Here is a 21,695-nt window from a genome sequence, read left to right as displayed (position 1 = left end):
AGGCACCCCCGCTGGAAGCGTCCCGCTTGCCTGACGGCAACGCTCTCGTTACCGGCGATTCAACCTCGCTTGCGAGCATCGCAGGATGCAGCCCGCTGCCCCCGCACCCCCTCCCCCGCCCGACCTGCCGAAACCCTCGGGTACACGGGACAATGGACCGACGGCCCACGGTCGCCCCGAGCCGGCCGCAGGCCGCCCCGTGCCGGACCAGGAGGAGGGCTCGCATCCCATGGCCCAGACGAATCACCCCAGTTTTCCCGCCCAGCCCCAGCAGTCGTTGGCGTCCGGGACGTTCCGCCCCCGCGTCGTACCGAATCCGGACCCGGGATCGTCGAGCCTGGGCGAGGCGAGCGAGGAATTCGGTGAGGAATTGCCGCAGGGCCGCTTCCTGGACCGCGAACGCAGCTGGCTGGCGTTCAACGAGCGGGTGCTCGAGCTGGCCGAGGACCCGGCGACCCCGCTCCTCGAACGGGCTAACTTCCTGGCGATATTCGCCAGCAACCTGGACGAGTTCTTCATGGTCAGGGTCGCGGGCCTGAAGCGGCGTATCGCGACCGGTGTCGCGACCCGCTCGGCGTCCGGCGCCCAGCCGCGCGAGGTGCTGGACCTGATCCTGACCAGGTCGCGGGAGCTGATGGCCAGGCACGCGGCCTGCTTCCAGAACGACGTGGCGCCGCAGCTCGCGGACGAGGGCATCCACGTCATCCGCTGGCACGAGCTGACCGAGAAGGAGCAGGCGCGGCTGTTCACGCTGTTCCGGCAGCAGATCTTCCCGGTGCTGACCCCGCTGGCCGTCGACCCGGCGCACCCGTTCCCGTACATCTCGGGTCTGTCGCTGAATCTGGCGGTGGTGGTACGGAATCCGGTCTCGGGCAACGAGCACTTCGCGCGGGTGAAGGTGCCGCCGATCCTGTCGCGCTTCCTGGAGGCGGGCCCGCAGCGGTACGTGCCGCTGGAGGACGTGATCGCCGCGCACCTGGAGGAGCTGTTCCCCGGCATGGAGGTGCTCGACCACCACATGTTCCGGGTCACGCGCAACGAGGACCTGGAAGTGGAGGAGGACGACGGCGAGAATCTGCTCCAGGCGCTGGAGAAGGAACTCATGCGCCGCCGCTTCGGCCCGCCGGTCCGCCTGGAGGTCGAGGAGTCCATCGCCCCGCGCGTGCTCGACCTGCTGGTGCACGAGCTGAAGATGAAGCACAACGAGGTGTATCCGCTGCCGGGTCCGCTGGACCTGACCGGGCTGTTCGCCATCGCGGGCCTGGACCGCCCCGAGCTGAAGTACCAGAAGTTCGTGGCGGGCACCCACCGCGACCTGGCGGAGGTCGAGTCCGCGTCGGCGCCCGACATCTTCGCGGCGCTGCGCCGCCGGGACGTGCTGCTGCACCACCCGTACGACTCCTTCTCCACCTCCGTGCAGGCGTTCCTCGACCAGGCCGCCGCCGACCCCGACGTCCTGGCGATCAAGCAGACGCTGTACCGGACGTCGGGCGACTCGCCGATCGTGGACGCGCTGATCGACGCGGCCGAGGCGGGCAAGCAGGTGCTGGTGCTGGTCGAGCTGAAGGCGCGCTTCGACGAGCAGGCCAACATCAAGTGGGCGCGCAAGCTGGAGGAGGCGGGCTGCCATGTCGTGTACGGCCTGGTCGGCCTCAAGACGCACTGCAAGCTGTCGCTGGTGGTCCGCCAGGAGGACGACACCCTGCGCCGCTACAGCCACGTCGGCACCGGCAACTACCACCCGAAGACGGCCCGGCTGTACGAGGACCTCGGTCTGCTGACGGCCGACCCGCAGGTGGGCGCGGATCTGTCGCACCTGTTCAACCGGCTGTCCGGCTACTCGCGCCGCGAGGTCTACAACCGGCTGCTGGTCGCGCCGCGCAGTCTGCGCGACGGCCTGATCTCCCGGATCATGGAGGAGATCGCGCACCAGCGCGCCGGGCGTCCCGCGTATGTCCGGCTGAAGGTGAACTCGATCGTCGACGAGCAGATCATCGACGCGCTCTACCGCGCCTCGCAGGCCGGGGTCCCGGTGGACATCTGGGTGCGCGGGATCTGCGCGGTACGGCCGGGCGTCGCCGGTCTGTCCGAGAACATCAAGGTCCGCAGCGTGCTCGGACGCTTCCTCGAACACTCGCGGGTGTTCGCGTTCGGCAACGGCGGCGAGACCGAAGTCTGGTTCGGCAGCGCCGACATGATGCACCGTAACCTCGACCGCCGCATCGAGGCGCTGGTCAGGGTCGCCGACCCGACCCACCGCGCCACCCTCAACCGCCTGCTGGAGGACGGGATGTCGGACACGACCTCCTCCTGGCACCTGGCGGCGGACGGTAATTGGACCCGGCACAGCACCGACCCGGACGGGAAGCCGCTGCGCAATGTCCAGGAGATGCTCATCGACGCCCGGAGGCGCCGGCGTGGCCCAGCAGCAGCTACCTGACAGCCCCCCGCTGACCCCCGCGGGGAGCGGCGACCCGGGCCCACCGGCCGCCGCCCCCGCACCGGGCGGCACGACGGGGACACGTACGACGCAAGCGCGTACACCGCAGTCGCGGACGGCCGCGGCGCCCACGGCCGACGCGGGCCCGACGCCCGCGGGCCCGCCCGGCGGTACGGCGGGCGGCACCCTCGCGCGCTATCTGCACGACCAGGCCACCTCCTTCCTGCGGGCCCTGAGCCTGCGGGGCGAGCACGAGGGCGACGCCGACGAACTGCTGCGGGCCAGCGCCCGGCGGATCGGCGGGGTCCTGCACATCTACGCGCCGCTGACCGACCCGGTGTGGGCAGAGTCGCTCCGCGCCGAACTGGGCTGGCTGGCCACCACCTTGGCCCGCGAGCCGCAGTACACCGCCCGGCTGGCGCGGCTGCTGGAGGCGCTGCGGCGGCTGTCGGCCGCCGCGGACCCGGACCCGGACGCCGGCGGCAAGGCCCCCGCCGACACCGGCGACGTCCCGGGGCCGCCCGCGCCCGCGGTCCCGCCGCCCCCGGCCGGGAGCGGTCCGCTGGCGCTGGGCGCCGCGCGCGCCGGGGCGCTCCTGGAGCGGCAGCTCACCCTGGCCCGTACCCGGGCGCACTCGGCGACGCTCCAGGCGATGGGCTCCTCGCGTTTCCACGCGCTCGCGGACAACATCGCCGTCCTGGCCTCCGAGGTGCCGCTGACCGCGGCGGCCGAGGGACCGGCCGCGACCGTACTGCCGCCGCTCGCCGCGCAGGCCGACCGGCGGCTGGCCGACGCGGCGGGCGCGCTGCCGCTGCTGCGCGCGGCGCACCCGTACAACGCGGAGGCCGTCCAGGCGGCGCTCGGCACCGAGCTGACGGCCGACCTCCAGGACTCGCCCTGGCACCAGGTGCGGGTGCTGCTGCGGCTGAGCCGTTACGCGGCCGAGGTCTGCCGGGGCATCGACCCGGACGGCGAGGCGGCGGCGCAGCGGCTGGCCGAGGCGGCCGTGCTGCTGGCCAGGCACCGCGAGGCAGCCGAGTGCGCGGCGGCCGTCGCGGCGGCGGCCCGCACCCCGCGCATAGCTCCGGCGACCGCGTACGCGCTGGGCGTGCTCCACGCCGACCAGCGGCACGAGGTGGAAGCCGCGCGCTTCGCCTTCTCGCGGCTGTGGCAGCCGGGCTCTGGCGCCTCTCGGCCCGGTCCGCCCGGTCCCGCAGCGAGCGCCGCGCCGGGGTCCGCACCGGGCCCTGGGCCGAATTCCGTACCGGGGGCGCGCACGGAATGAAACGCGCGGGCGACAAGAGCGGAACGACCGTACGAGCGGCGGGCGTCGTGCTGTGGCGCGTCTCGCCGTACCACGGCGGGATCGAACTGGCGCTGGTGCACCGGCCGCGTTACGACGACTGGAGCCTGCCGAAGGGCAAGCTGAAGCGCGGCGAGGAGTTCCCTGCCGCCGCGCTGCGCGAGACCCGTGAGGAGACCGGCCTGGGCTGCTCACTCGGCGCCCCGCTGCCGACGTCGCGCTATCTGGTGGACGGCCGCCCCAAGGAGGTCCGCTACTGGGCGGCCGAGGCGTGGGAGGGCTCTTTCGTCCCCAACGACGAGGTGGACCGGATGATCTGGCTGCCGCCCTCCGCTGCCCGCCGCAGGCTCACCCACGACCGCGACCGGCCCCTCGTGGACGCGCTGCTGCACGCGCTGGCGGGCTGACGGCCGTCGTCGGAGCGGTCCCACAGCGGGCTCATCGGGCCGCCCGTACCGGCTCGCGGGGCCCGAGCGGGGGCACGAGCGGACGCCCGAGCGGGTGGACGGCCGGTGAACCGGCGTACCACCGCGTGCCGATCGGCCCGCCCGGCGGCCGTAACCGGCCCGTGTCACCCCCGTGACCTGCCCGTGTTCCTTTGTGACACAACGACAGCCCCGGATACCACTTCGTCACCACGGCGCGCGTAACGCGCGTAGCGGCACCACCCTGATAGACGAGGTTCACCTGGCGTTCACTCCCTTCCGTCGGTCGCTTCACTTCATCTGCCTAATTTCGGGCTTACCGGTGAGCATCACGCGACGCCGGGTGGATGCAGAACCCATAACCCTCTGCTTCGCCGTCCACCGGCGGGCTTTTGGAAGGAACACACGAAGGTGAAGCTTCAGCGTAAGAACGGGCTGCGGGCCCTGACCGTCGGCGCGGTCGCGATTACCGGCGCGCTGGTCCTGAGCGCCTGTGGTTCGGACAACAACAACGACTCCACGTCCACGCCCAGCGGCAGCGCCTCGGCCAGCTCGTCCGACAGCAGCGCCAACGCGAGCGGCATCGCCTGTGAGAAGGGCCAGATCCTGGCCTCCGGCTCCAGTGCCCAGCAGAACGCGATCGAGTCGTGGGTCAAGGACTACCAGCAGGCCTGCTCGGGCGCGACGATCAACTACAAGACCTCGTCCTCCGGTGAGGGCATCGTCGACTTCAACCAGGGCACGGACGCCTTCGCGGGCTCCGACTCGCCGCTGAAGCCCGAAGAGGTCACCGCCTCGAAGAAGGTCTGCACCAACGGCCAGGGCATCAGCATCCCGATGGTCGGCGGCCCGATCGCCGTCGGTTACAACCTCTCCGGTGTGAGCAACCTGGTTCTGGACGCGCCCACCCTGGCGAAGATCTTCAACTCGAAGATCACCAACTGGAACGACGAAGCGATCAAGAAGCTCAACCCGGGTGTCACCCTGCCGAGCTCCAAGATCCAGACCGTGCACCGCCAGGACGAGTCCGGCACCACGGACAACCTGACCAAGTACCTGAAGGGCGCCGCTCCGGCCGACTGGCCGTACGAGCACGCGAAGGCGTGGATGGGCAAGGGCGGCCAGGCCGCCGCGAAGTCCGCCGGTGTCGCCGCGCTGGTCAAGCAGACCGAGGGCTCCATCGGTTACTTCGAGCTGTCCTACGCGACCGCCAGCACCATCCCGACGGTGAAGATCAACACCGGTGCCTCCGCGCCGGTCGAGGCCACCTCGCAGAACGCGTCGGCCGGTATCGCCTCCGCCAAGGTCGTCGGCACCGGTTCCGACCTGTCCCTGGACCTGGGCGCCGCGTACACCACCAAGGCGGACAACGCCTACCCGATCGTCCTGGTGACGTACGAGATCGCCTGCGACAAGGGCAACAAGGCCGACACCCTGCCGCTCACCAAGTCCTTCCTGACCTACATCGCCAGCGACGCCGGTCAGGCGAAGCTCTCGGCGGCCGGCTACGCCCCGCTGCCGACCGAGATCGCCACGAAGGTCCGCTCCACCATCACCGCCCTGTCCTAGTCGAGTCGGCGGGCCCCGCGGTCCTGGCGACCGCGGGGCCCGCCGTACATCCGGTGCACCGCCGCCGGGGGACCGAACGTCCCCCACCCAGACCGGAGAAATCCCTATGACCACCACCGCCCCTCCCCCTACCGCGCCACCGGTGGAGACGAAGACCGTCACCCGGCCCGGCGACCGGATCTTCGCGGGACTCTCCCGCGGGTCCGGCATCTTCCTCCTCGTCGTGATGGCGGCCATCGCCATCTTCCTGACGGTCCGCTCGGTGAGCGCGATCTCCAAGGACCACGGCAACTTCCTGACCACCTTCGAGTGGAACGCCAGCCTCAACCCGCCGGTGTTCGGCATCGCCGTACTGGCCTACGGCACGGTCGTCAGCTCGGTCATCGCAATGGTCATCGCGGTCCCGATCGCCGTCGGCATCGCCCTGTTCGTCACGCACTACGCACCGCGCCGCCTGGGCGGTCCGATCGCCTACGTGATCGACCTGCTCGCCGCCGTGCCCAGCATCATCTACGGCCTGTGGGGCGCGCTCTTCCTGGTGCCGCACCTCAAGGGCCTCAACCTCTGGCTGGACAAGTACTTCGGCTGGACCGTCATCTTCGAGAAGCAGGACCCGAACTCGGCCGCCCGGTCGCTGTTCACCGTCGGCATCCTGCTGGCGATCATGATCCTGCCGATCATCACCAACGTCAGCCGCGAAGTGATCCGCCAGGTGCCCAAGATGCACGAGGAGGCGGCGCTCGCGCTCGGCGCGACCCGCTGGGAAGTCATCCGCCTGTCGGTGCTGCCCTTCGCGCGCTCCGGCATCATCAGCGCCTCGATGCTGGGCCTGGGCCGCGCGCTCGGCGAGACCATGGCGGTGGCCACCGTGCTGTCCGCCTCGCCGCAACTGTCCGCGCACATCCTGGACCCGCTCGGCGGCACCTTCTCGCAGAACATCGTCGCCAAGTTCGGTGAGGCCGACGAGTTCGGCCGCGACGCGCTGATCGCCTCCGGCCTGGTGCTCTTCTTCATCACCCTGCTGGTCAACGGCGCGGCCCGACTGATCATCGCCCGCCGCAAGGAGTACTCGGGGGCCAACGCATGAGCGACCTGATCGTGGACGACAAGCCGCCGGCCCCGGCGGAGGCTCCCGCCACGCCGCCGCTGGCCTCCCGTCAGCTCCCCAAGTGGGCTCCGCTGGCCATCGCGGCCGGAGCCGTCGTCGTCGCCGGAGCGATCGGCGCGGGCTTCGGGCTCGACAGCAAGATCCAGTGGGGCCTGATCGCGCTGCTCCTCTTCGTCGCCGGTTCGTACGTCATCACCGCGCAGGTCGAGGGGCGCCGCCAGGCCAAGGACCGGGTGGCCACCAGCCTCGTCTGGTCCAGCTTCATCCTGGCCGTCATCCCGCTCTACTCGCTGGTCGAGACGACGATCAGCAAGGGCGTCAAGGTCCTCGACGTCAACTTCCTGACGCACTCGATGAACAACGTGCTGACCATCCAGCCCGGCGGAGGCGTCTACCACGCCATCATCGGCACCCTGGAGCAGGTCGGCATCGCCGCGGTCATCGCCGCGCCGCTGGGCATACTCACCGCGATCTACCTGGTCGAGTACGGCAAGGGCGCGCTCGCGAAGTGGGTCACCTTCTTCGTCGACGTCATGACCGGCATCCCGTCGATCGTGGCCGGTCTGTTCATCCTCTCGATGTGGTTCGTGCTGATCGGCAAGGCCCCCGCGACCGGTTTCGCCGGCTCGCTGGCCCTGGCCATCCTGATGATGCCGATCGTCGTCCGCTCCACCGAGGAAATGCTCAAGCTCATCCCGAACGAGCTGCGCGAGGCCTCCCTCGCCCTGGGCGTCCCGAAGTGGCGCACCATCGTCAAGGTCGTCATCCCCACCGCGATCGGCGGCATCACCACCGGCGTCATGCTCGCCATCGCCCGCATCGCGGGCGAGAGCGCGCCGATCGCCCTGCTGGTGTTCGGCAGCAACCTGATCAACACGGACCCCTTCAAGGATCCGCAGTCGTCGCTGCCGTTCTTCATCTACCAGCAGTACGGCAACGGCAACGAGCCGAGCTACGACCGCGCGTGGGCCGCGGCTCTGGTGCTCATCGCCTTCGTGATGATCCTCAACCTGGTGGCCCGCGGCATCGCCCGCTGGAAGGCCCCGAAGCATCGATGAGCGGCTCCGCCGCGTGGCAGGTCGCTGACGCGGCCGACATCAGACGACCTTGAGAAGAGAAGTGATCCCCATGGCCAAGCGAATCGACGTCAGCGGCCTCACCGCGTACTACAGCGCCTTCAAGGCCATCGAGGACATCTCGATGACCGTGGAGCCCCGCACCGTGACCGCCTTCATCGGCCCGTCCGGCTGCGGCAAGTCCACCTTCCTGCGCACCCTGAACCGCATGCACGAGGTCACCCCCGGCGGCCGCGTCGAGGGCAAGGTGCTGCTGGACGACGAGAACCTGTACGGGACGGGCGTCGACCCGGTGACCGTACGCCGCACGGTCGGCATGGTCTTCCAGCGGCCGAACCCGTTCCCCACCATGTCGATCTACGACAACGTGGCGGCCGGTCTCAAGCTCAACGGTGTCCGCAAGAAGGGCGAGCTGGACACCATCGTCGAGAAGTCCCTCAAGGGCGCCAACCTCTGGAACGAGGTCAAGGACCGGCTCAACAAGCCCGGTTCCGGCCTGTCCGGCGGCCAGCAGCAGCGGCTGTGCATCGCCCGCGCCATCGCGGTCGAGCCGCAGGTGCTGCTGATGGACGAGCCGTGCTCGGCGCTCGACCCGATCTCCACCCTGGCCATCGAGGACCTGATCGGTGAGCTGAAGACCCGCTTCACGATCGTGATCGTCACGCACAACATGCAGCAGGCCGCCCGTGTCTCCGACCGCACCGCGTTCTTCAACCTGGCCGCGGTCGGCCAGCCCGGCAAGCTCATAGAGATCGACGACACCGAGCGCATCTTCTCCAACCCGTCGGTCCAGGCCACCGAGGACTACATCTCGGGCCGCTTCGGGTGACAGGACCGCCGCGCGGTGCTGCATGGCGGTGCCACCGCAAGGCGCAGGCCCCGCTTCCCGGTGACGGGAAGCGGGGCCGAACCCATGTCAGGGGGCGTCGCCTTGATGCGCGCGACGGGTCAGCCGAAGATCAGCCGGGATCGCACGACGGGTGGGTCGGAGACCAGCCGGGGTCGCCCGACGGTCAGCCGAAGATCAGCCGCACCAGGTAGAAGCCGATGGCGGCCACGAGACCGGCGGCGGGCATCGTGATGAACCATCCGGCCACGATGTTCTTGGCCACCCCCCAGCGCACCGCCTTGACCCGCTTGGTCGCACCGACGCCCATGATCGCGGAGGTGATGACGTGGGTCGTGGAGACCGGCGCCTGGAAGATGTACGAGGTCGCGTAGAGGATGCCCGCGGACGTCGTCTCGGCGGCGAAGCCCTGCGGCGGGTCGAGGTCGATGATGCGACGCCCCAGCGTCCGCATGATCCGCCAGCCGCCCGCGTACGTACCGAGCGACATCATCGCGGCGCACACGAACTTGACCCAGATCGGGATGCCGTACCCGTTGCTCGGGTCGTGGATGACCAGGGCGAGGACGACCACGCCCATCGTCTTCTGCGCGTCCTGGAGACCGTGGCCGAGCGCCATCGCCGCCGCGGAGACGGTCTGCGCGATACGGAAGCCGCGCTTGGCCTTGTGCGGATTGGCGCGGCGGAAGAACCAGAGGATCGCCAGCATCACGAGGTAGCCGACGACCAGGCCGACCACGGGCGAGACGAACATCGGGACGATGACCTTGTCGACCACGCCCGACCAGTGCACGGTGACGCCGCCGGCCAGCGCGGCGCCGACCAGACCGCCGAACAGCGCGTGGCTGGAACTCGACGGCAGACCGAAGTACCAGGTGACCAGATTCCAGATGATCGCACCGGCGAGCGCGGCGAAGAGGATGCCCATGCCGTTGCGGCCGGTGGGGGTCTCGATCAGCCCCTTGCTGACGGTCTTGGCGACGCCGCTGCCCAGGAACGCGCCCGCGAGGTTCATCACGGCGGCCATGGCCAGCGCGGCCTTGGGGGTCAGCGCGCGGGTCGACACCGAGGTGGCGATGGCGTTCGCCGAGTCGTGGAACCCGTTGGTGTACGTGAAGAAGAGCGCGACCCCGATGGTCGCGACCAGAGCGAAGGTGTCCACGTAGGTCAGGACTCCTTGACCGCGATGGTCTCCACCGTGTTCGCCACGTGCTCGAAAGCGTCCGCGGCCTCTTCCAGTACGTCCACGATCTGCTTGAGCTTGAGCACCTCTATGGCGTCGTACTTGCCGTTGAACAGGTGCGCGAGCAGCTTGCGGTGGATCTGGTCGGCCTGGTTCTCCAGCCGGTTGACCTCGATCCAGTACTCGGTGAGGTTGGACATGGTGCGCAGGTTCGGCATGGCTCCCGCGGTCAGCTCGGCCGCCCGTGCCAGCACCTCGACCTGCTGCTCCACGCCCTTCGGCAGCTCCTCGACCTTGTAGAGGACGACCAGGTCAACGGCCTCCTCCATGTAGTCCATGATGTCGTCGAGCGACCCGGCGAGGGTGTAGATGTCCTCGCGGTCGAAGGGGGTGATGAAGGAGGAGTTGAGCTGGTGGAAGATCGCGTGGGTCGCGTCGTCCCCCGCGTGCTCCGCCGCCCGCATTCTCTCGGCGATCTCGGTCCGGGTAGCCGAATCGGCCCCGAGCAGTTCCATGAGGAGCTTCGAACCGGTGACGATGTTGTCCGCGGACGCGGCGAACATGTCGTAGAAGCTCGTCTCCCTGGGGGTCAGACGAAAGCGCACGTGAGGTCCTCGGTGTGCATCGGATTCGGTCTCGTTGATGCTAGGCGCATCATCCGGCCACGGCTAATGGGCGTCACCCAGTGTCGCCCATCCAGAAGTGTCCCCCTCACCGGGGATGCGTCGCACAAGGTGTCGATTCGGTACGATATACCCGGCAGGGGTATAACGGGACAGGAAGGGCGGGGTTGACGATGACGACGGAGGCCAGGGAACCGGCCGGGGTTGAGGCGGAGATCACGCCGGAACAGTCACCTCGGGACGCGGGGGCGGACACGGGTTCCGGCCCATCTTCGCGCCCCCAGGGGCCGCATGGATACAGCCATGACAAGGAGTCCCACCTCAAGCGGCTGCGCCGGATCGAGGGGCAGATCCGCGGCTTGCAGCGGATGGTCGAGGAGGACGTCTACTGCATCGACATCCTCACCCAGGTGTCGGCGAGCACGAAGGGCCTCCAGTCCTTCGCCCTCCAGCTCCTGGAGGAGCACCTGCGGCACTGCGTGGCCGCGGCGGCGGTCGGCGGCGGACCGGAGATCGACGAGAAGGTGGCGGAGGCGACGGCGGCCATAGCGCGGCTGCTGCGGACGTAGGCGGGGGCGGCTCTTCCGGGGGTTCCAGGGGGTTCGGGGATTCCAGGGGTTCGCAGGGGTTCCGGGAGCGGCTTTCCCGGTCGTTCCGGGGGGCGTACGGGCGGCGCGCCCCGGTGTCAGCCGGTTGCGCGGTCGGAGAGCGGGGCGCGCACCAGGAGCGCGGGCATCGACTCTCGGTCGCACGCGACCCCCAGCACCTCGTCGATCCGGGCGAAGCTCAGCCGCTCCTCGTCGGCGGTGGACGCGGCGATCATCAGCTCACCGCAGAGTTCGATCTCCGCGAGGGCCACCGGATCGTCCTGGACGACCAGCATTCCGGGCGACGGCGCCATACGCGCACCACCTCCTCGTCCACGAGTGCCTGGCTCTTGGCTGTCTGCCACTGCCTCAAGCCAGGGTAGGGACCGGCACCCGGTCCGCGCATGGCACGGATGGACCATTTCGACAACGCCCTTTCCGGTGAGGGCCGTTACCGCGAAGACCCCTTACCCCTGCTGGGAAGAAACGATCTTGCCCGTCCAGATGTCGGCAGCTCGGGGCATGGTGACGGGGACGGCGCGGCCGAAATCGTCGAAGCGAGTGGTAGAGACCACGGTGACGTCGGGCGCGGCGGCGCTCGTCGTACGGCCGCCGGCACCGGTCGTCGTACGGGGGGTGTCGAGGCCGCCCTTGGCGTTCTCGCCGGTCTGCTTGTCGTTCTGTCCGGCCTGCTTGTCGTCCTTCTTGTCGATCTTCTTGTCCTTCTGGTCGTCCGAGCTGAAGGTGAACCGCTGGCTCACCTGGCGCAGCCGCCCCGCCTCGTCCAGCCACGCGTCGAAGGGCACCCGGGTGACCGTGAACCCCTTGGCCGCCGCCTGCAAGGGCCCGCGTACGCCGGGCGCGGCGGCCTTCGCCGCGCGCCCGATGTCGGCGGTCCCCCGGTAGTGCCACACCTTCGTACCGCGCAGGGTCTCGACGCCGACCAGCTCGACGTCCTGGGCGCCGCGCAGCAGTTCGGCGGCGGCCAGCGGCTCGGTGGCGCCGCCGGTCACCAGATTGCCGTCCGGCAGCCGGTCGGTGTCGACGCGTACCCACTTCCCCTCGGGCACGCCCTCGCCGCGGTCCTTCATATAGAGGGCGCCCGGCGTGAGCAGTTCGATGATCGGCTTGTGCTCCTCGGCGCCCGCCGCGTCCCTGGGCAGCAGCAGCCGCAGTTCGCCCTGCCGCTTCACGTAGTCGAATCCGCCGGTGCCGGTGATGGTCAGCCAGGTGCCGCCACTGGCCATCCGCATCGAGGTGTCCACGTGCGAGCTGCCCGCCCGTACGAGGACGTCCGCGGCGCCGCGCACCGCCTGCGCCGGGTCGTGCCCCTTGGCGTCCCTGCCGCTCTCGGCCGCCGCGCCCTGCCCGACGCAGCCGGTGAGCAGGGCGGCCCCGCAGGCGCAGCCGAGCGCCGCGGCCATGGCGGCCTTCGTACGTCCTCGGCGCCGCCGTACTGCCGTCGCGCGCCGTACCGTCGCTACCCCCGGGGCCATCGCCGCCACCATCCCTGAGCCATTCCTGGAGCATTCCTGGACCGGCCTCGACCGGCCGGGGCCTTATGGCGTCTAACGACTGTCGGAAGTGCCCCGTCACGCCCGCTACGGTGGTCTCGTGCTCAACTTGCGTGCCGAGCAGGATTCCGCCAGGGCCTCCGTCACAGCTTCAGCCGGAACTCCATCGGGAACTCCGGCCGACGCTCCGGACGGTGGCCACCGGACGTCGATCGTCGAGCGCGGCTCCTTCGCCGTCGCCCGCTGCTCGTGTGGCTGGAAGGGTCCGGCCCGGCGGGCCAGGGACCGCGCGAGACGCGATGCGGAGGAGCACATCTCCGGCTGACGCGCGCCGCGTTCCCGCCCTTCGCGCCGGTCGCGCCGGTCACGCCCGGCTGTACTGCGCTCACCCGGCCGTACCGTCCCCGCCCCGCCGTACTGTGCTCACCCCGCCGTACCGTTCCCGCCCCGCTGTAGTCTTCTCGCCCCGCGCCTCGCGCTCCGCAACCGGGCTCATGATTCGCACGTCTACGGATAGGCGAAGGCGGTGGGGCAAGTGAGTCGTGTGGAGCCTGCGGTCCTGACGGACCCGGAGGACCGAAGTGACCGGGGTGACCGTATGGACAAGGGCGACCGGGTCGAGCGCAGGACCGCGCTCAAGGCGGGCGGGGCCGTACTGGCCGCCGCCTGGCTGACCGGCTGCGGACCCGACAGCGGCGACGACGCCAAGGGCGGTACGTCCGCGCCCCCGTCGTCCTCCGGCGGTTCCGCCACGCCGACCGCGGCCACCACCGCGCCCCCCGTCAAACCCGACTGGCCGGCCCTCGCCACGTCCCTGGACGGCGGCCTCGTACGCCCGGACGACAGCGCGTACGCCGCCGACCGGATCCTGTACAACACCCGCTTCGACGGCCTGCGTCCGGCGGGCATCGCGTACGTCACCGGCACCTCCGACATCCGCGCCTGCCTGGACTTCGCCCGCCGCACCGCCACCCCGCTGGCCATCCGCAGCGGCGGCCACTCCTACGCGGGCTGGTCGAGCGGCGACGGCCGCCTGGTCATCGACGTCTCCCGGCTCAACTCGATCCGCCTCGACGGCACCACCGCCACGGTCGGCGCGGGCGCCAAGCTCATCGACGTCTACTCCGCGCTCGGCAAGCGGGGCCGGACGATCCCGGCCGGGTCCTGCCCGACCGTCGGCGTCTCAGGACTCGCGCTCGGCGGCGGCCACGGCGTCATGAGCCGCTCCATGGGCCTGACCTGCGACAGCCTCGTCGGCACCACCATCGTGACCGCCGACGGCCGGATCCTCGACTGCTCCGCCGACTCCCAGCCCGAGCTGTTCTGGGCGCTGCGCGGCGCGGGCAACGGCCAGTTCGGCGTCGTCACGTCACTGCGCTTCGCCACCCACCCGATGCCCGACGGCGTCGTCACCGGCTACCTCACCTGGCCGTGGAGCCGGGCCGCCGCCGTGATCCGCGCCTGGCAGCGCTGGGGCCCCGACCAGCCGGACCACATCTGGTCCGCCCTGCACCTCGACTGCGACGCCGGCGGCTCCCCCACCGTGGCCGTCCCGATGCTCTCCACCGGCTCCCGCGACGACCTCGCCGCCGCCACCGACCGGCTCGCCGCCGCCATCGGCGCCGACGCCAGCACCGTCTCGCTGCGCCCGCACAGCTACCTCGACGCGACCTTCTCGTACGCGGGCTGCGCCGGTCTGTCCGCCGCCCAGTGCCGTCTGACCCCCACCGGGCACCTGCACCGGGAGACCTACACCGCGCGCTCCGACTTCTACGACAAGGACCTGCCGGACGCGGGCATCTCCACGCTGCTCTCGGCCGTCGAGCGGCTCTCCGCCCGGTCCGGCGACGGCGCCGGCAGCATCGCCCTCACCGCCCTCGGCGGCGCGGTCAACCGCCCGTCCCCCACGGACACCGCCTTCTGCCACCGCACCTCACGCGTCCTCACCCAATACCTGGCCTCGGACGCCCTCTCCACCACCGGCTGGCTCGACACCACCCACAAAGCCATGTCCCCCTACGCCTCGGGCGCCGCGTACCAGAACTACGCCGACCCCACCCTCCCCACCTGGCGCACCGCCTACTACGGCCCCAACGCCCCCCGCCTCACCACCCTCAAATCCCACCTAGACCCCCACCGCCTCTTCACCTTCCCCCAGGCCCTCTAGCCCCCGGGGGAAACCCGAGCAAAGGTGAAGCGACCCACCGCGATTCAGCGGTTGACAGCCTGAATCTCCTGCACGGTGACGTCCTGCGGCAGGTCGAAGACACCGGGGGCCAAGGTCCCGCCTGTGCCTCCGCTCCCAGTCCACGTGATCGCCCAAGTGATGGTGGCGGTCAGGGTGAACGTTCCCTGCCCCGACGACCTCCGGTACGTCAGCCCGCAGGGCGGCTCGGCATTCCCGTAGCCGGTTTGATATGCCTTGCCGACCGAACCGTCACCGTTCAAAGGGCAATCGCCTGAGGATGGGAAATACTTCGCATCCGGTGTCCCGGCATCGAGATGCAGCCCGGCAGGCTTCGCTGTGACAGTCGCCCAGATCCCGAGTGAGTTCAAGCGCGCGGTGACGGAGACTGGCGGAATGTCCGCGCTTGCCAGCCACGCCCAGATGTTGAAGTTCACCGTCTGCGTATGCTGCGCGTCCGGCGACAAGGTCACCACCTTGTCCGGGATACGGATTCGATCGTAGGCCGATTCCGCGAGCATCTGGGGCGTCACCGCCGGGCCGGTGGGCGGAGCATCGCCATCCAAGACCCAATCATCACGCTCTTTATCGCAGGACAGTGACGCGGGATCAGCGATCCTGTTGGGATTGGGCTGTCCGTTCCACCAAAAGCCCTTGTCCGCGTTCGCGATCTCAAAATCCTTGTGCGGATGTCCCTCGACGTAGTACGCCCGCTCCGCCGCGTCCCACTCGTACCCCGTGGATTCCAACGCCCACGTGGCCTCCCGTTCCTTCTTCAACTGGTCCGGTGTGGCCACAGGTGCCATCCAGCAGGGGGGCGGGGTCCATCCGCTCGCCGCGACCACGGGATGCCCCGCCGGCGGATTCGCCGGCTCGTACTTGACCTGGAAGGCACTGGCGTCCAGAGTCCGGCCCTGATGCTCGACTTTCGTCCCCTGTCCGGGCGTCTCGTTCGCCGACGCAGGGGCGATCGACGGCAGCAGCAGGGCGAGAGACGCGGCCGCGACCATTGCGGCGCTCACCATCGAATGCGTTACCTTCGGCACTGCTTCGCCCCCTCGATCACGGTAATCTGCGAGGACTGCCAAACGCCGTTCGAGGCGGCGTCCTTGGTCAGGAGAAGGTTGTACAGAATGAAGCTGTCGTCGTTGGGCGCGCTGCGAAGCACCTCACCGGTCTTCACCTTCTTGCTGAACACCTTGCTCTGATCCCGGCAGAAACTCAGCGTCGCGGATCCGGACCGCACGATGCTGACCTTGGCGCTGTAGTAGTGGTCCTCACCGGTGGGCGCGAATCCGCCGTCGACATTCGCCTTGATCTGGTCATGGGCGTAGGTCAGGGCGGCGTTGCGCGAGTAGAACTGGTAAGCGGGGTCCTTGAGATCGTCCCTGGCGCTCGCACGCTTGAGGGCCCTCAGATACTGCTCGCCGTCGTTCAGGACCGCGTCCTTCGTCGCGTCACCGGTCTTGGGCCACTCGAATGCCATCGTCAGGTCCTTCGGCAACTCTGTCGACGGCCGATTGACGCCGTCTCCCGCCGCCTGCGTAGGCGAAGCCGTCGTCGCCGTAGGCGCCGCCGTCGTCACCGTCCCCGACGGCTGAATCTTGTCCGAGCTGTCCGACCCACCCCCACCGCAAGCGGTCAGCAGCAGGCCCGCCGACGCTGCGAGGGCGACGGCGATGGGCAGGGATGAGCGGGTCACGATGAGATCCCCCGTGAGTCGTCCAGTTACCGAGTCAGTTGCGCGTAGCCCTTGACATTACCGGCGCGCGTCGTGGGGCTGTAGGGCCCTCCCGTGATCGGTACCGGTTCGCAGCACACTTCACACACCCTTCACTCCCGGAATCGCGCCCACCCCAGGGGCCCCACTTGTCACGTCAATCACCGTACGTATAGCGTCGATCACTCGAACACCAGAGCTTCGGGCGGGGCGGGGAGGGTGGGTTCGATGGGGGACGCGCGGGCGGGGAAGTTCCCGCTGCTCGGATTCGACCCGACGCCGGGGGACGTGGACAGGACGCGCGCCCTGGCGCGCCAACTGGGCGATCTACACGGAGAGTTGACGGCGACCGTCACCGAGCTGGACCGGCTCGACTGCGGCTACTGGAAGGGCGAGGCCGCCACGGCCTTCGTCTCCCACATCGACAGCGACATCGCGCCCCTGATCAAGAAGGCGCACGACTCCTTCGGCCGCGCCTCCAGCGCCCTGTCCCGCTGGGCCGACCAACTCCACGGTTTCCAGGCCGAGGCCGACGCCCTCGAAAAGGAAGCCGCCACCAAACAGGGCTCCCTCGACCACGCGAAGTCCGCCGCCGACCCACCCCACCCCCCAGGCGACCGGCCCGCCTTCGCCACCCCCGCCCAACTCGGCAAGGACGCCAAAGCCCAACAAGCCGTCACCGACGCCACCAACGCCCTCGACGGCGTACGCCACCGCGCCGAAGAACTCCACAACCGCTTCACCACCGCCGCCACCTCCATCAGCCACGACCTCGACAAGGCCGGCGACATCGCCCCGGACAAACCGGGCCTGTTCAGCCGCCTGGCCCACGGCGTCGAGGACGCCTGGAACGACACCGTCCAGTGGGTCAAGGACCACGCCGATCTCATCAAACTCATCGGCGACCTGCTCAGCGACCTCAGCGGCATCCTCGGAATGCTGGCGATCCTGACGCTGCCCTTCGAGCCCATCGGCGCGATCTTCGCCGGGCTGGCGGTGGCCACGAGCGCCTTGGCGCTGGCCACACACTTGATCGCCAAATTGGCGGGCGCGGACGTGAGTTGGCTGAGTATCGGCTTCGACGCGCTCGGCTCCGTTCCGGGACTCACCGCGTTCACCAAGGGCGCGTCGACGGCCGTGAAGGGGGTGACAGCCGCGGAACGGGCAGTTCAGCTCGGCAGGGCCTACAAGGTGGGTTCGGCGATCACGAAGGGCGCCACGGAGGGGATCAACTGGGTGGGGAAGGCGGACGAAGTCGTCTCCGGAGGCGTCAAGTTCAAGAACATCGCCCTGTGGGGGAAGAAGAGCGTGGAGGGGATCAGCGCGACCGGGATGAAGGGGCGCCTGGCCATGGTGGCGGAGAACAACATCGCCAAGGGCCAGCTCATCGGTACGAAGGGATGGAACCTCATCGCCAAGGAGAGCCGACTCGCCGTCGATCCGTTGACCGGCCTCGGCCGCAACATCGACGCCGGGCTCAAGCTCGCGCCGAAGGTGTGGTCCATACCGCAGCACATCGGCGAGGCTGTACACCTGGGGGACCGCTTTCATCAGTCCGCGAGCGACCACTGAGGTTGGGCACAGGGAATGACATGGCAGCCGGCGCCCGGTGAGGTGCTCCAGATCCGATGGCCGATCGAATTCGCGACGGGTGTGTCCCGCCTCGTGGAGGGGCGACGGTCGTTTCGCGGCACTGACAGGCGCGACATCGAAGCGGAGTTGCAGGCCGACGAGGCCTGGCCGGCGCGGCCGGAGTTCGCGGTGCTCGACGCCTCGGAGCAGCGCGAGCAGCGCGCGGTGAACGGAATGCTGCGGTGGGTTCCCGCGGTGGTCGGAGCGATCGTCAATCTGGGCGGGCCGTCAGGGGTGGGCGGTGGGCGCGAGCCGCAGGGGCCGCGCGAATCGCAGGACCCGGAGAACGAGGTCGAGGACTTCCCCGTCATGTGGGCCGAGCGTGGCGCGCTCGCACGGAACGCGCCATGGGAGCTGGACCCCGACCGGGTGCCGCGCCGCGCGGGCGTGGCCCTCCTCGCCACGGACCTCGCGGTCACCGACCGGAGCGTGTACGTCGTCGGTTACGGGCCGAAGAGCCCGAACGAGGCCGAAGTCCTCTGGTCGACGCCGCGTTCCACGATCACGCACGCCGAGGTCATGCCGTATTCGGGCGCCCATCCCGATCTGCGTCTCACGTTCACCGACGGTTCGTGGATACGGCTGAACGCGAAGGCCACGAGCCAGGCCAAGCTCCTGGTGAACGCCGTCAACGGCGCCTCGCGTGTCATCACCGAGGCCGATCTCACCGACGGCCAGCGCGCACAGGTGACCGAGACGGCCAAGCGCTTCAAGGTCGACGCCGGCCTTCCCCGGGTCTTCACCCGGCTGCCGAGCGGTCTCGTCCAGGCGGAGCTGTGGCGTTCTTCACACCGGACGGGGCAGTCCGTCTCGGTGTGCATGACCGACGACGGCTCCCCGGCCGCTCCTCACCCCGACGACATGTGACGACGTGCCCGGGGCGCGTGAGGGAGCGTCAGGCGGCGAGGTCCTTGTCGTGGGCGCTTTGGTGGGGGTAGTGCTGGCCGCGGCGCGGGGGTGCGGGGGTGGTGGTGGCGAGGCGGTGGCGGGAGTGGATGAGGGAGGCCGCGCGGGAGTGGGAGACCGCGGTGGTGAGTGAGGTGAGGAGGGCCAGGGCGAGGGGGGCGAGGAGGAGGGCCGTGGCGGCGCCGAGGGCGAAGCCGCCGATGACGTCCGTGGGGTAATGGACACCCATGTAGACGCGGCAGAAGCCCTCGCCGAGGGCGAGCAGTATGGCGACGGTGCCGACCTTGCGGCTGACCATGAAGAGGGCGACGGCCATGGCGGCGGTCAGCGTGGCGTGGTCGCTCACGAAGGAGTAGTCGGTCTTGCCGTGGACCAGGACGTCGATCCCGTCGTGGTCCACGAAGGGTCTTGGCCGCTGGACCAGGGCGCGGATCGGGATGTTGAGCAGCAGGGCGATGCCGGCGGCGAGGCCGGACCACAGCACACCGGCGACGGCGGCCGGGGCGTCCGGGACCGGGGCGCGGCGGGCGACGCGCCACCAGCACAGGGCGGCCAGCAGTACGGTGAGGCCGATCAGCCCGTACTCGCCGATGAACTCCACGGCCCGGTCGACACCGCGCGGGGCGTGCTTGGCCAGGTCGTTGATGTCGCGGAGCAGGCTGATGTCGGGGTTCACGCTGTCATTGGCGACCGCTGCCATGGGTGGTGCCCCTTACCTAGCAACTCACTGACTGTGCCTGTACGGCTCGGCTCGTCTGCAACCCCCGTCGCTTGCGTCCCGCGCCATTCTCCCCCGTACAACGACCGACACGCTACGTAGCGTTCCGGTCTTCGCCAGAAGATCACCATGCCGTTATCCAAGGGTGACCGGAGAGGACGATCTGGCCCATTTGCGGCCCGGCGCACAGGCCAGAGCCTTACGCAGAGCTGACACGAAAGCCGCGTCGGGCGGCGTGCACTTACAGAGCCGTCGGCAGCGCCGCCGCACCGTCACGCGTGACGCGGGTCGCCCCGATGTAGTCCGCCGAGCCGATCGGGTCGAAGCGGATCTTGGCCCCGGTGTGCGGCGCGTCGATCATGTAGCCGCCGCCGACGTAGATCCCGACGTGGTGGATGGTGCGCGGGTCGGTCAGGTCGGTGGCGAAGAAGACGAGGTCGCCGGGGAGGAGTTCGGCCCGCGACGGGTGCGCCCCGGCGTTCCACTGGTCGTTGGCGACGCGCGGCAGTTCGATCCCCACCGAGTGGTACGCGGCCTGCGTCAGCCCCGAGCAGTCGAACCGCCCGCCCTGCGCCGCCGTACCCTCACCGCCCCACAGATAGTCGGTGCCGAGCCGCTGCTGCGCGTAGTAGATCGCCCCGGCCGCCTGCTGCGACGGCGCGACCCGGCCGACCGGCGCGGCGAAGCTCTTCGACAGGCTGGTGATGATCTTCACGTAGTTCTGGGTCTCCGCGTACGGCGGGACACCGCCCGCCGTTATCACCGCGTACGCGCCCGCGTTGTACGACGCCAGCATGTTCGCCGTCCGGTCGCCCGGCACGTTCTTCACGTACGACGCCAACTCGCAGTCGTACGAGGCGGCCGACGGGATCGCGTCCTCCGGGTCCCAGACGTCCGCCTTGCCGTCACCGTTGGCGTCGATGCCGTGGGTGGCCCAGGTGCCCGGAATGAACTGCGCGATGCCCTGCGCGGCGGCCGGACTCTGCGCCCGCGGGTTCCATCCGCTCTCCTGGTAGAGCTGCGCGGCCAGCAGTGCCGGGTTGAGCGCGGGGCAGAGATTGCCCCACTTCTGGACGAGCGACTGATATATGGCCGGAACCGATCCCTTGGCGAGCGTCACCGTCCCGCCGCCGCCACCGCCCGCGAGCCCGGCCGCGGCCGAGTACGTGCCCACCACGAGCAGCGCGAGGAACGAAAAGCACAGGCCACAGCCGATAATGACGGGGAGCCAGATCTTCCGCGCCACAGGGCGACCCTTCCTCTCGGTTCCCGAACACGCACTCGTACGGTCTCGTACGTTCCTATCGTTGCCCTACGGTGACGCTCGTGATACACAGAGTAGTCGTCTACGTCCTATCGAACACCGGTCCGCGCACTATTTTGACGGCTACGGGCCGGATCACACGGACGATCCGCCGAGAAAGTCGTTGAGTCGACATGCAACAGCGTCATCCTCGGCCAAGATAGACCCTGGACCCTTGCGCCCCGGCGAGGGAGCCAACTGATCGAGCGGGGTGGTGAGTTACATGTTCGTGGCAGCCGCTAAGGGCGACATCAACACCATCATCGGTGGCATCGCACCGGACTGGGGACCCTTCGGGTCCCTCGGCAATGAAGCACGCGTGATGATCGAAGTGGTCATGGCGGTGGCGATCCTGCTGTGCCTGGCCATCGCGATCTGGGGCGCGGCGAAACAGAGGATCGGCGCGACCGCGCTGCGCGACACCTTCAGCGCGGAGCAGGGCAAGGGATTGATCATCGCCGGGCTGACCGGCGTGTTCATCATCGGATCACTCGGCACGCTGTTCACCATCGTGTACGGGATGGCCGTCTAGACCCGAGACCCGAGACCCGCTGGA

Annotated in this window: 20 protein-coding genes; 12 read left to right on the top strand and 8 right to left on the bottom strand. The window is 69.6% G+C overall.

Going from position 1 to position 21,695, the window contains the following annotated elements:
• Positions 1-229 precede the first annotated feature (229 nt).
• The 7 genes from ACFY9V_RS32450 to pstB all read left to right on the top strand — a co-directional run bounded on the left by ACFY9V_RS32450 (position 230) and on the right by pstB (position 8,750).
• Positions 230-2,440: an RNA degradosome polyphosphate kinase gene (locus ACFY9V_RS32450; RefSeq protein ID WP_355341872.1), complete on the top strand. Its 2,211-nt coding sequence runs from the start codon at positions 230-232 to the stop codon at positions 2,438-2,440.
• Positions 2,418-3,725, top strand: a complete 1,308-nt coding sequence (locus ACFY9V_RS32445; RefSeq protein ID WP_391164025.1) for a CHAD domain-containing protein — start codon at positions 2,418-2,420, stop codon at positions 3,723-3,725. The genes ACFY9V_RS32450 and ACFY9V_RS32445 overlap by 23 nt, the downstream gene beginning before the upstream one ends.
• On the top strand, positions 3,722-4,150 hold the full coding sequence (locus ACFY9V_RS32440) for an NUDIX hydrolase (protein ID WP_355341866.1): 429 nt from the start codon (positions 3,722-3,724) through the stop codon (positions 4,148-4,150). Before ACFY9V_RS32445 ends, ACFY9V_RS32440 begins: the two co-directional genes overlap by 4 nt.
• Before the next feature lie 429 nt (positions 4,151-4,579).
• Positions 4,580-5,737 carry a phosphate ABC transporter substrate-binding protein PstS gene (pstS, locus tag ACFY9V_RS32435; RefSeq protein WP_355341863.1) on the top strand — a complete coding sequence of 386 codons (1,158 nt, stop codon included), beginning with the start codon at positions 4,580-4,582 and terminating at the stop codon, positions 5,735-5,737.
• Between the two features lie 106 nt (positions 5,738-5,843).
• Positions 5,844-6,824, top strand: coding sequence for a phosphate ABC transporter permease subunit PstC (pstC, locus tag ACFY9V_RS32430; protein ID WP_355341860.1), 981 nt, complete (start codon positions 5,844-5,846; stop codon positions 6,822-6,824).
• Positions 6,821-7,903, top strand: a complete 1,083-nt coding sequence (gene pstA, locus ACFY9V_RS32425; RefSeq protein WP_355341857.1) for a phosphate ABC transporter permease PstA — start codon at positions 6,821-6,823, stop codon at positions 7,901-7,903. The genes pstC and pstA overlap by 4 nt, the downstream gene beginning before the upstream one ends.
• A gap of 70 nt (positions 7,904-7,973) precedes the next feature.
• A complete protein-coding gene (pstB, locus tag ACFY9V_RS32420; RefSeq protein ID WP_188285540.1) occupies positions 7,974-8,750 on the top strand; it encodes a phosphate ABC transporter ATP-binding protein PstB in 777 nt (258 codons plus the stop codon).
• Positions 8,751-8,934: 184 nt separating this feature from the next.
• Here pstB and ACFY9V_RS32415 read toward each other — a convergent pair whose 3' ends face one another.
• Both ACFY9V_RS32415 and ACFY9V_RS32410 read right to left on the bottom strand, forming a co-directional pair.
• Positions 8,935-9,930, bottom strand: coding sequence for an inorganic phosphate transporter (locus ACFY9V_RS32415; RefSeq protein WP_355341853.1), 996 nt, complete (start codon positions 9,928-9,930; stop codon positions 8,935-8,937).
• 5 nt (positions 9,931-9,935) lie between these two features.
• Positions 9,936-10,556 carry a DUF47 family protein gene (locus ACFY9V_RS32410; RefSeq protein ID WP_188285542.1) on the bottom strand — a complete coding sequence of 207 codons (621 nt, stop codon included), beginning with the start codon at positions 10,554-10,556 and terminating at the stop codon, positions 9,936-9,938.
• A gap of 191 nt (positions 10,557-10,747) precedes the next feature.
• Here ACFY9V_RS32410 and ACFY9V_RS32405 point away from each other — a divergent pair, with 191 nt between their 5' ends.
• Positions 10,748-11,143, top strand: a complete 396-nt coding sequence (locus ACFY9V_RS32405) for a metal-sensing transcriptional repressor (protein WP_391049799.1) — start codon at positions 10,748-10,750, stop codon at positions 11,141-11,143.
• 116 nt (positions 11,144-11,259) lie between these two features.
• Here the strand turns inward: ACFY9V_RS32405 and ACFY9V_RS32400 are convergent, their stop codons facing one another.
• Positions 11,260-11,475 carry a hypothetical protein gene (locus ACFY9V_RS32400; RefSeq protein WP_355341850.1) on the bottom strand — a complete coding sequence of 72 codons (216 nt, stop codon included), beginning with the start codon at positions 11,473-11,475 and terminating at the stop codon, positions 11,260-11,262.
• Positions 11,476-11,628: 153 nt separating this feature from the next.
• A complete protein-coding gene (locus ACFY9V_RS32395) occupies positions 11,629-12,585 on the bottom strand; it encodes a hypothetical protein (protein ID WP_391164024.1) in 957 nt (318 codons plus the stop codon).
• 688 nt (positions 12,586-13,273) lie between these two features.
• Between ACFY9V_RS32395 and ACFY9V_RS32390 the strand changes: the two genes are divergently transcribed.
• Positions 13,274-14,842, top strand: a complete 1,569-nt coding sequence (locus ACFY9V_RS32390; protein ID WP_391164023.1) for an FAD-binding protein — start codon at positions 13,274-13,276, stop codon at positions 14,840-14,842.
• A gap of 44 nt (positions 14,843-14,886) precedes the next feature.
• Here the strand turns inward: ACFY9V_RS32390 and ACFY9V_RS32385 are convergent, their stop codons facing one another.
• Positions 14,887-15,885, bottom strand: coding sequence for a hypothetical protein (locus tag ACFY9V_RS32385; RefSeq protein WP_391049758.1), 999 nt, complete (start codon positions 15,883-15,885; stop codon positions 14,887-14,889).
• Positions 15,886-15,893: 8 nt separating this feature from the next.
• On the bottom strand, positions 15,894-16,562 hold the full coding sequence (locus ACFY9V_RS32380; RefSeq protein WP_391164022.1) for a hypothetical protein: 669 nt from the start codon (positions 16,560-16,562) through the stop codon (positions 15,894-15,896).
• 246 nt (positions 16,563-16,808) lie between these two features.
• On the opposite strand from ACFY9V_RS32380, the gene ACFY9V_RS32375 reads away from it, so the two are divergent.
• Positions 16,809-18,152, top strand: coding sequence for a putative T7SS-secreted protein (locus ACFY9V_RS32375; protein ID WP_391164021.1), 1,344 nt, complete (start codon positions 16,809-16,811; stop codon positions 18,150-18,152).
• A 15-nt stretch (positions 18,153-18,167) separates the two neighbouring features.
• Entirely contained in the window at positions 18,168-19,079 is a 912-nt protein-coding gene (locus tag ACFY9V_RS32370) for a hypothetical protein (RefSeq protein WP_391164020.1), read from the top strand.
• Positions 19,080-19,107: 28 nt separating this feature from the next.
• Here ACFY9V_RS32370 and ACFY9V_RS32365 read toward each other — a convergent pair whose 3' ends face one another.
• Positions 19,108-19,818, bottom strand: a complete 711-nt coding sequence (locus tag ACFY9V_RS32365; RefSeq protein ID WP_391049765.1) for a phosphatase PAP2 family protein — start codon at positions 19,816-19,818, stop codon at positions 19,108-19,110.
• Positions 19,819-20,077: 259 nt separating this feature from the next.
• The gene (locus tag ACFY9V_RS32360) at positions 20,078-21,082 is read right to left on the bottom strand and encodes a bifunctional lytic transglycosylase/C40 family peptidase (protein ID WP_355341827.1); all 1,005 of its coding nucleotides are present in this window, start codon (positions 21,080-21,082) and stop codon (positions 20,078-20,080) included.
• Positions 21,083-21,362: 280 nt separating this feature from the next.
• Here ACFY9V_RS32360 and ACFY9V_RS32355 point away from each other — a divergent pair, with 280 nt between their 5' ends.
• On the top strand, positions 21,363-21,671 hold the full coding sequence (locus ACFY9V_RS32355; RefSeq protein WP_093717809.1) for a hypothetical protein: 309 nt from the start codon (positions 21,363-21,365) through the stop codon (positions 21,669-21,671).
• Positions 21,672-21,695: the final 24 nt, after the last annotated feature.

The sequence above is a fragment of the Streptomyces sp. NPDC008317 genome, assembly GCF_042955955.1.
Taxonomy (GTDB): Bacteria; Actinomycetota; Actinomycetes; order Streptomycetales; family Streptomycetaceae; genus Actinacidiphila.
The sequence above is the reverse complement of the archived record's forward strand: the minus strand, read 5'-3'. Positions and strand labels throughout refer to the sequence as shown.

Excerpts from the sequence above, each read along its gene's own strand:
- ACFY9V_RS32450 (WP_355341872.1), top strand. The coding sequence starts at position 230 with ATGGCCCAGACGAATCACCCCAGTTTTCCCGCCCAGCCCCAGCAGTCG.
- ACFY9V_RS32440 (WP_355341866.1), top strand. The coding sequence starts at position 3,722 with ATGAAACGCGCGGGCGACAAGAGCGGAACGACCGTACGAGCGGCGGGC.
- pstC (WP_355341860.1), top strand. The coding sequence starts at position 5,844 with ATGACCACCACCGCCCCTCCCCCTACCGCGCCACCGGTGGAGACGAAG.
- pstA (WP_355341857.1), top strand. The coding sequence starts at position 6,821 with ATGAGCGACCTGATCGTGGACGACAAGCCGCCGGCCCCGGCGGAGGCT.
- pstB (WP_188285540.1), top strand. The coding sequence starts at position 7,974 with ATGGCCAAGCGAATCGACGTCAGCGGCCTCACCGCGTACTACAGCGCC.
- ACFY9V_RS32405 (WP_391049799.1), top strand. The coding sequence starts at position 10,748 with ATGACGACGGAGGCCAGGGAACCGGCCGGGGTTGAGGCGGAGATCACG.
- ACFY9V_RS32400 (WP_355341850.1), bottom strand. The coding sequence starts at position 11,475 with ATGGCGCCGTCGCCCGGAATGCTGGTCGTCCAGGACGATCCGGTGGCC.
- ACFY9V_RS32395 (WP_391164024.1), bottom strand. The coding sequence starts at position 12,585 with ATGGCCGCGGCGCTCGGCTGCGCCTGCGGGGCCGCCCTGCTCACCGGC.
- ACFY9V_RS32390 (WP_391164023.1), top strand. The coding sequence starts at position 13,274 with ATGGACAAGGGCGACCGGGTCGAGCGCAGGACCGCGCTCAAGGCGGGC.
- ACFY9V_RS32385 (WP_391049758.1), bottom strand. The coding sequence starts at position 15,885 with ATGGTGAGCGCCGCAATGGTCGCGGCCGCGTCTCTCGCCCTGCTGCTG.
- ACFY9V_RS32375 (WP_391164021.1), top strand. The coding sequence starts at position 16,809 with ATGGGGGACGCGCGGGCGGGGAAGTTCCCGCTGCTCGGATTCGACCCG.
- ACFY9V_RS32370 (WP_391164020.1), top strand. The coding sequence starts at position 18,168 with ATGACATGGCAGCCGGCGCCCGGTGAGGTGCTCCAGATCCGATGGCCG.
- ACFY9V_RS32365 (WP_391049765.1), bottom strand. The coding sequence starts at position 19,818 with ATGGCAGCGGTCGCCAATGACAGCGTGAACCCCGACATCAGCCTGCTC.
- ACFY9V_RS32355 (WP_093717809.1), top strand. The coding sequence starts at position 21,363 with ATGTTCGTGGCAGCCGCTAAGGGCGACATCAACACCATCATCGGTGGC.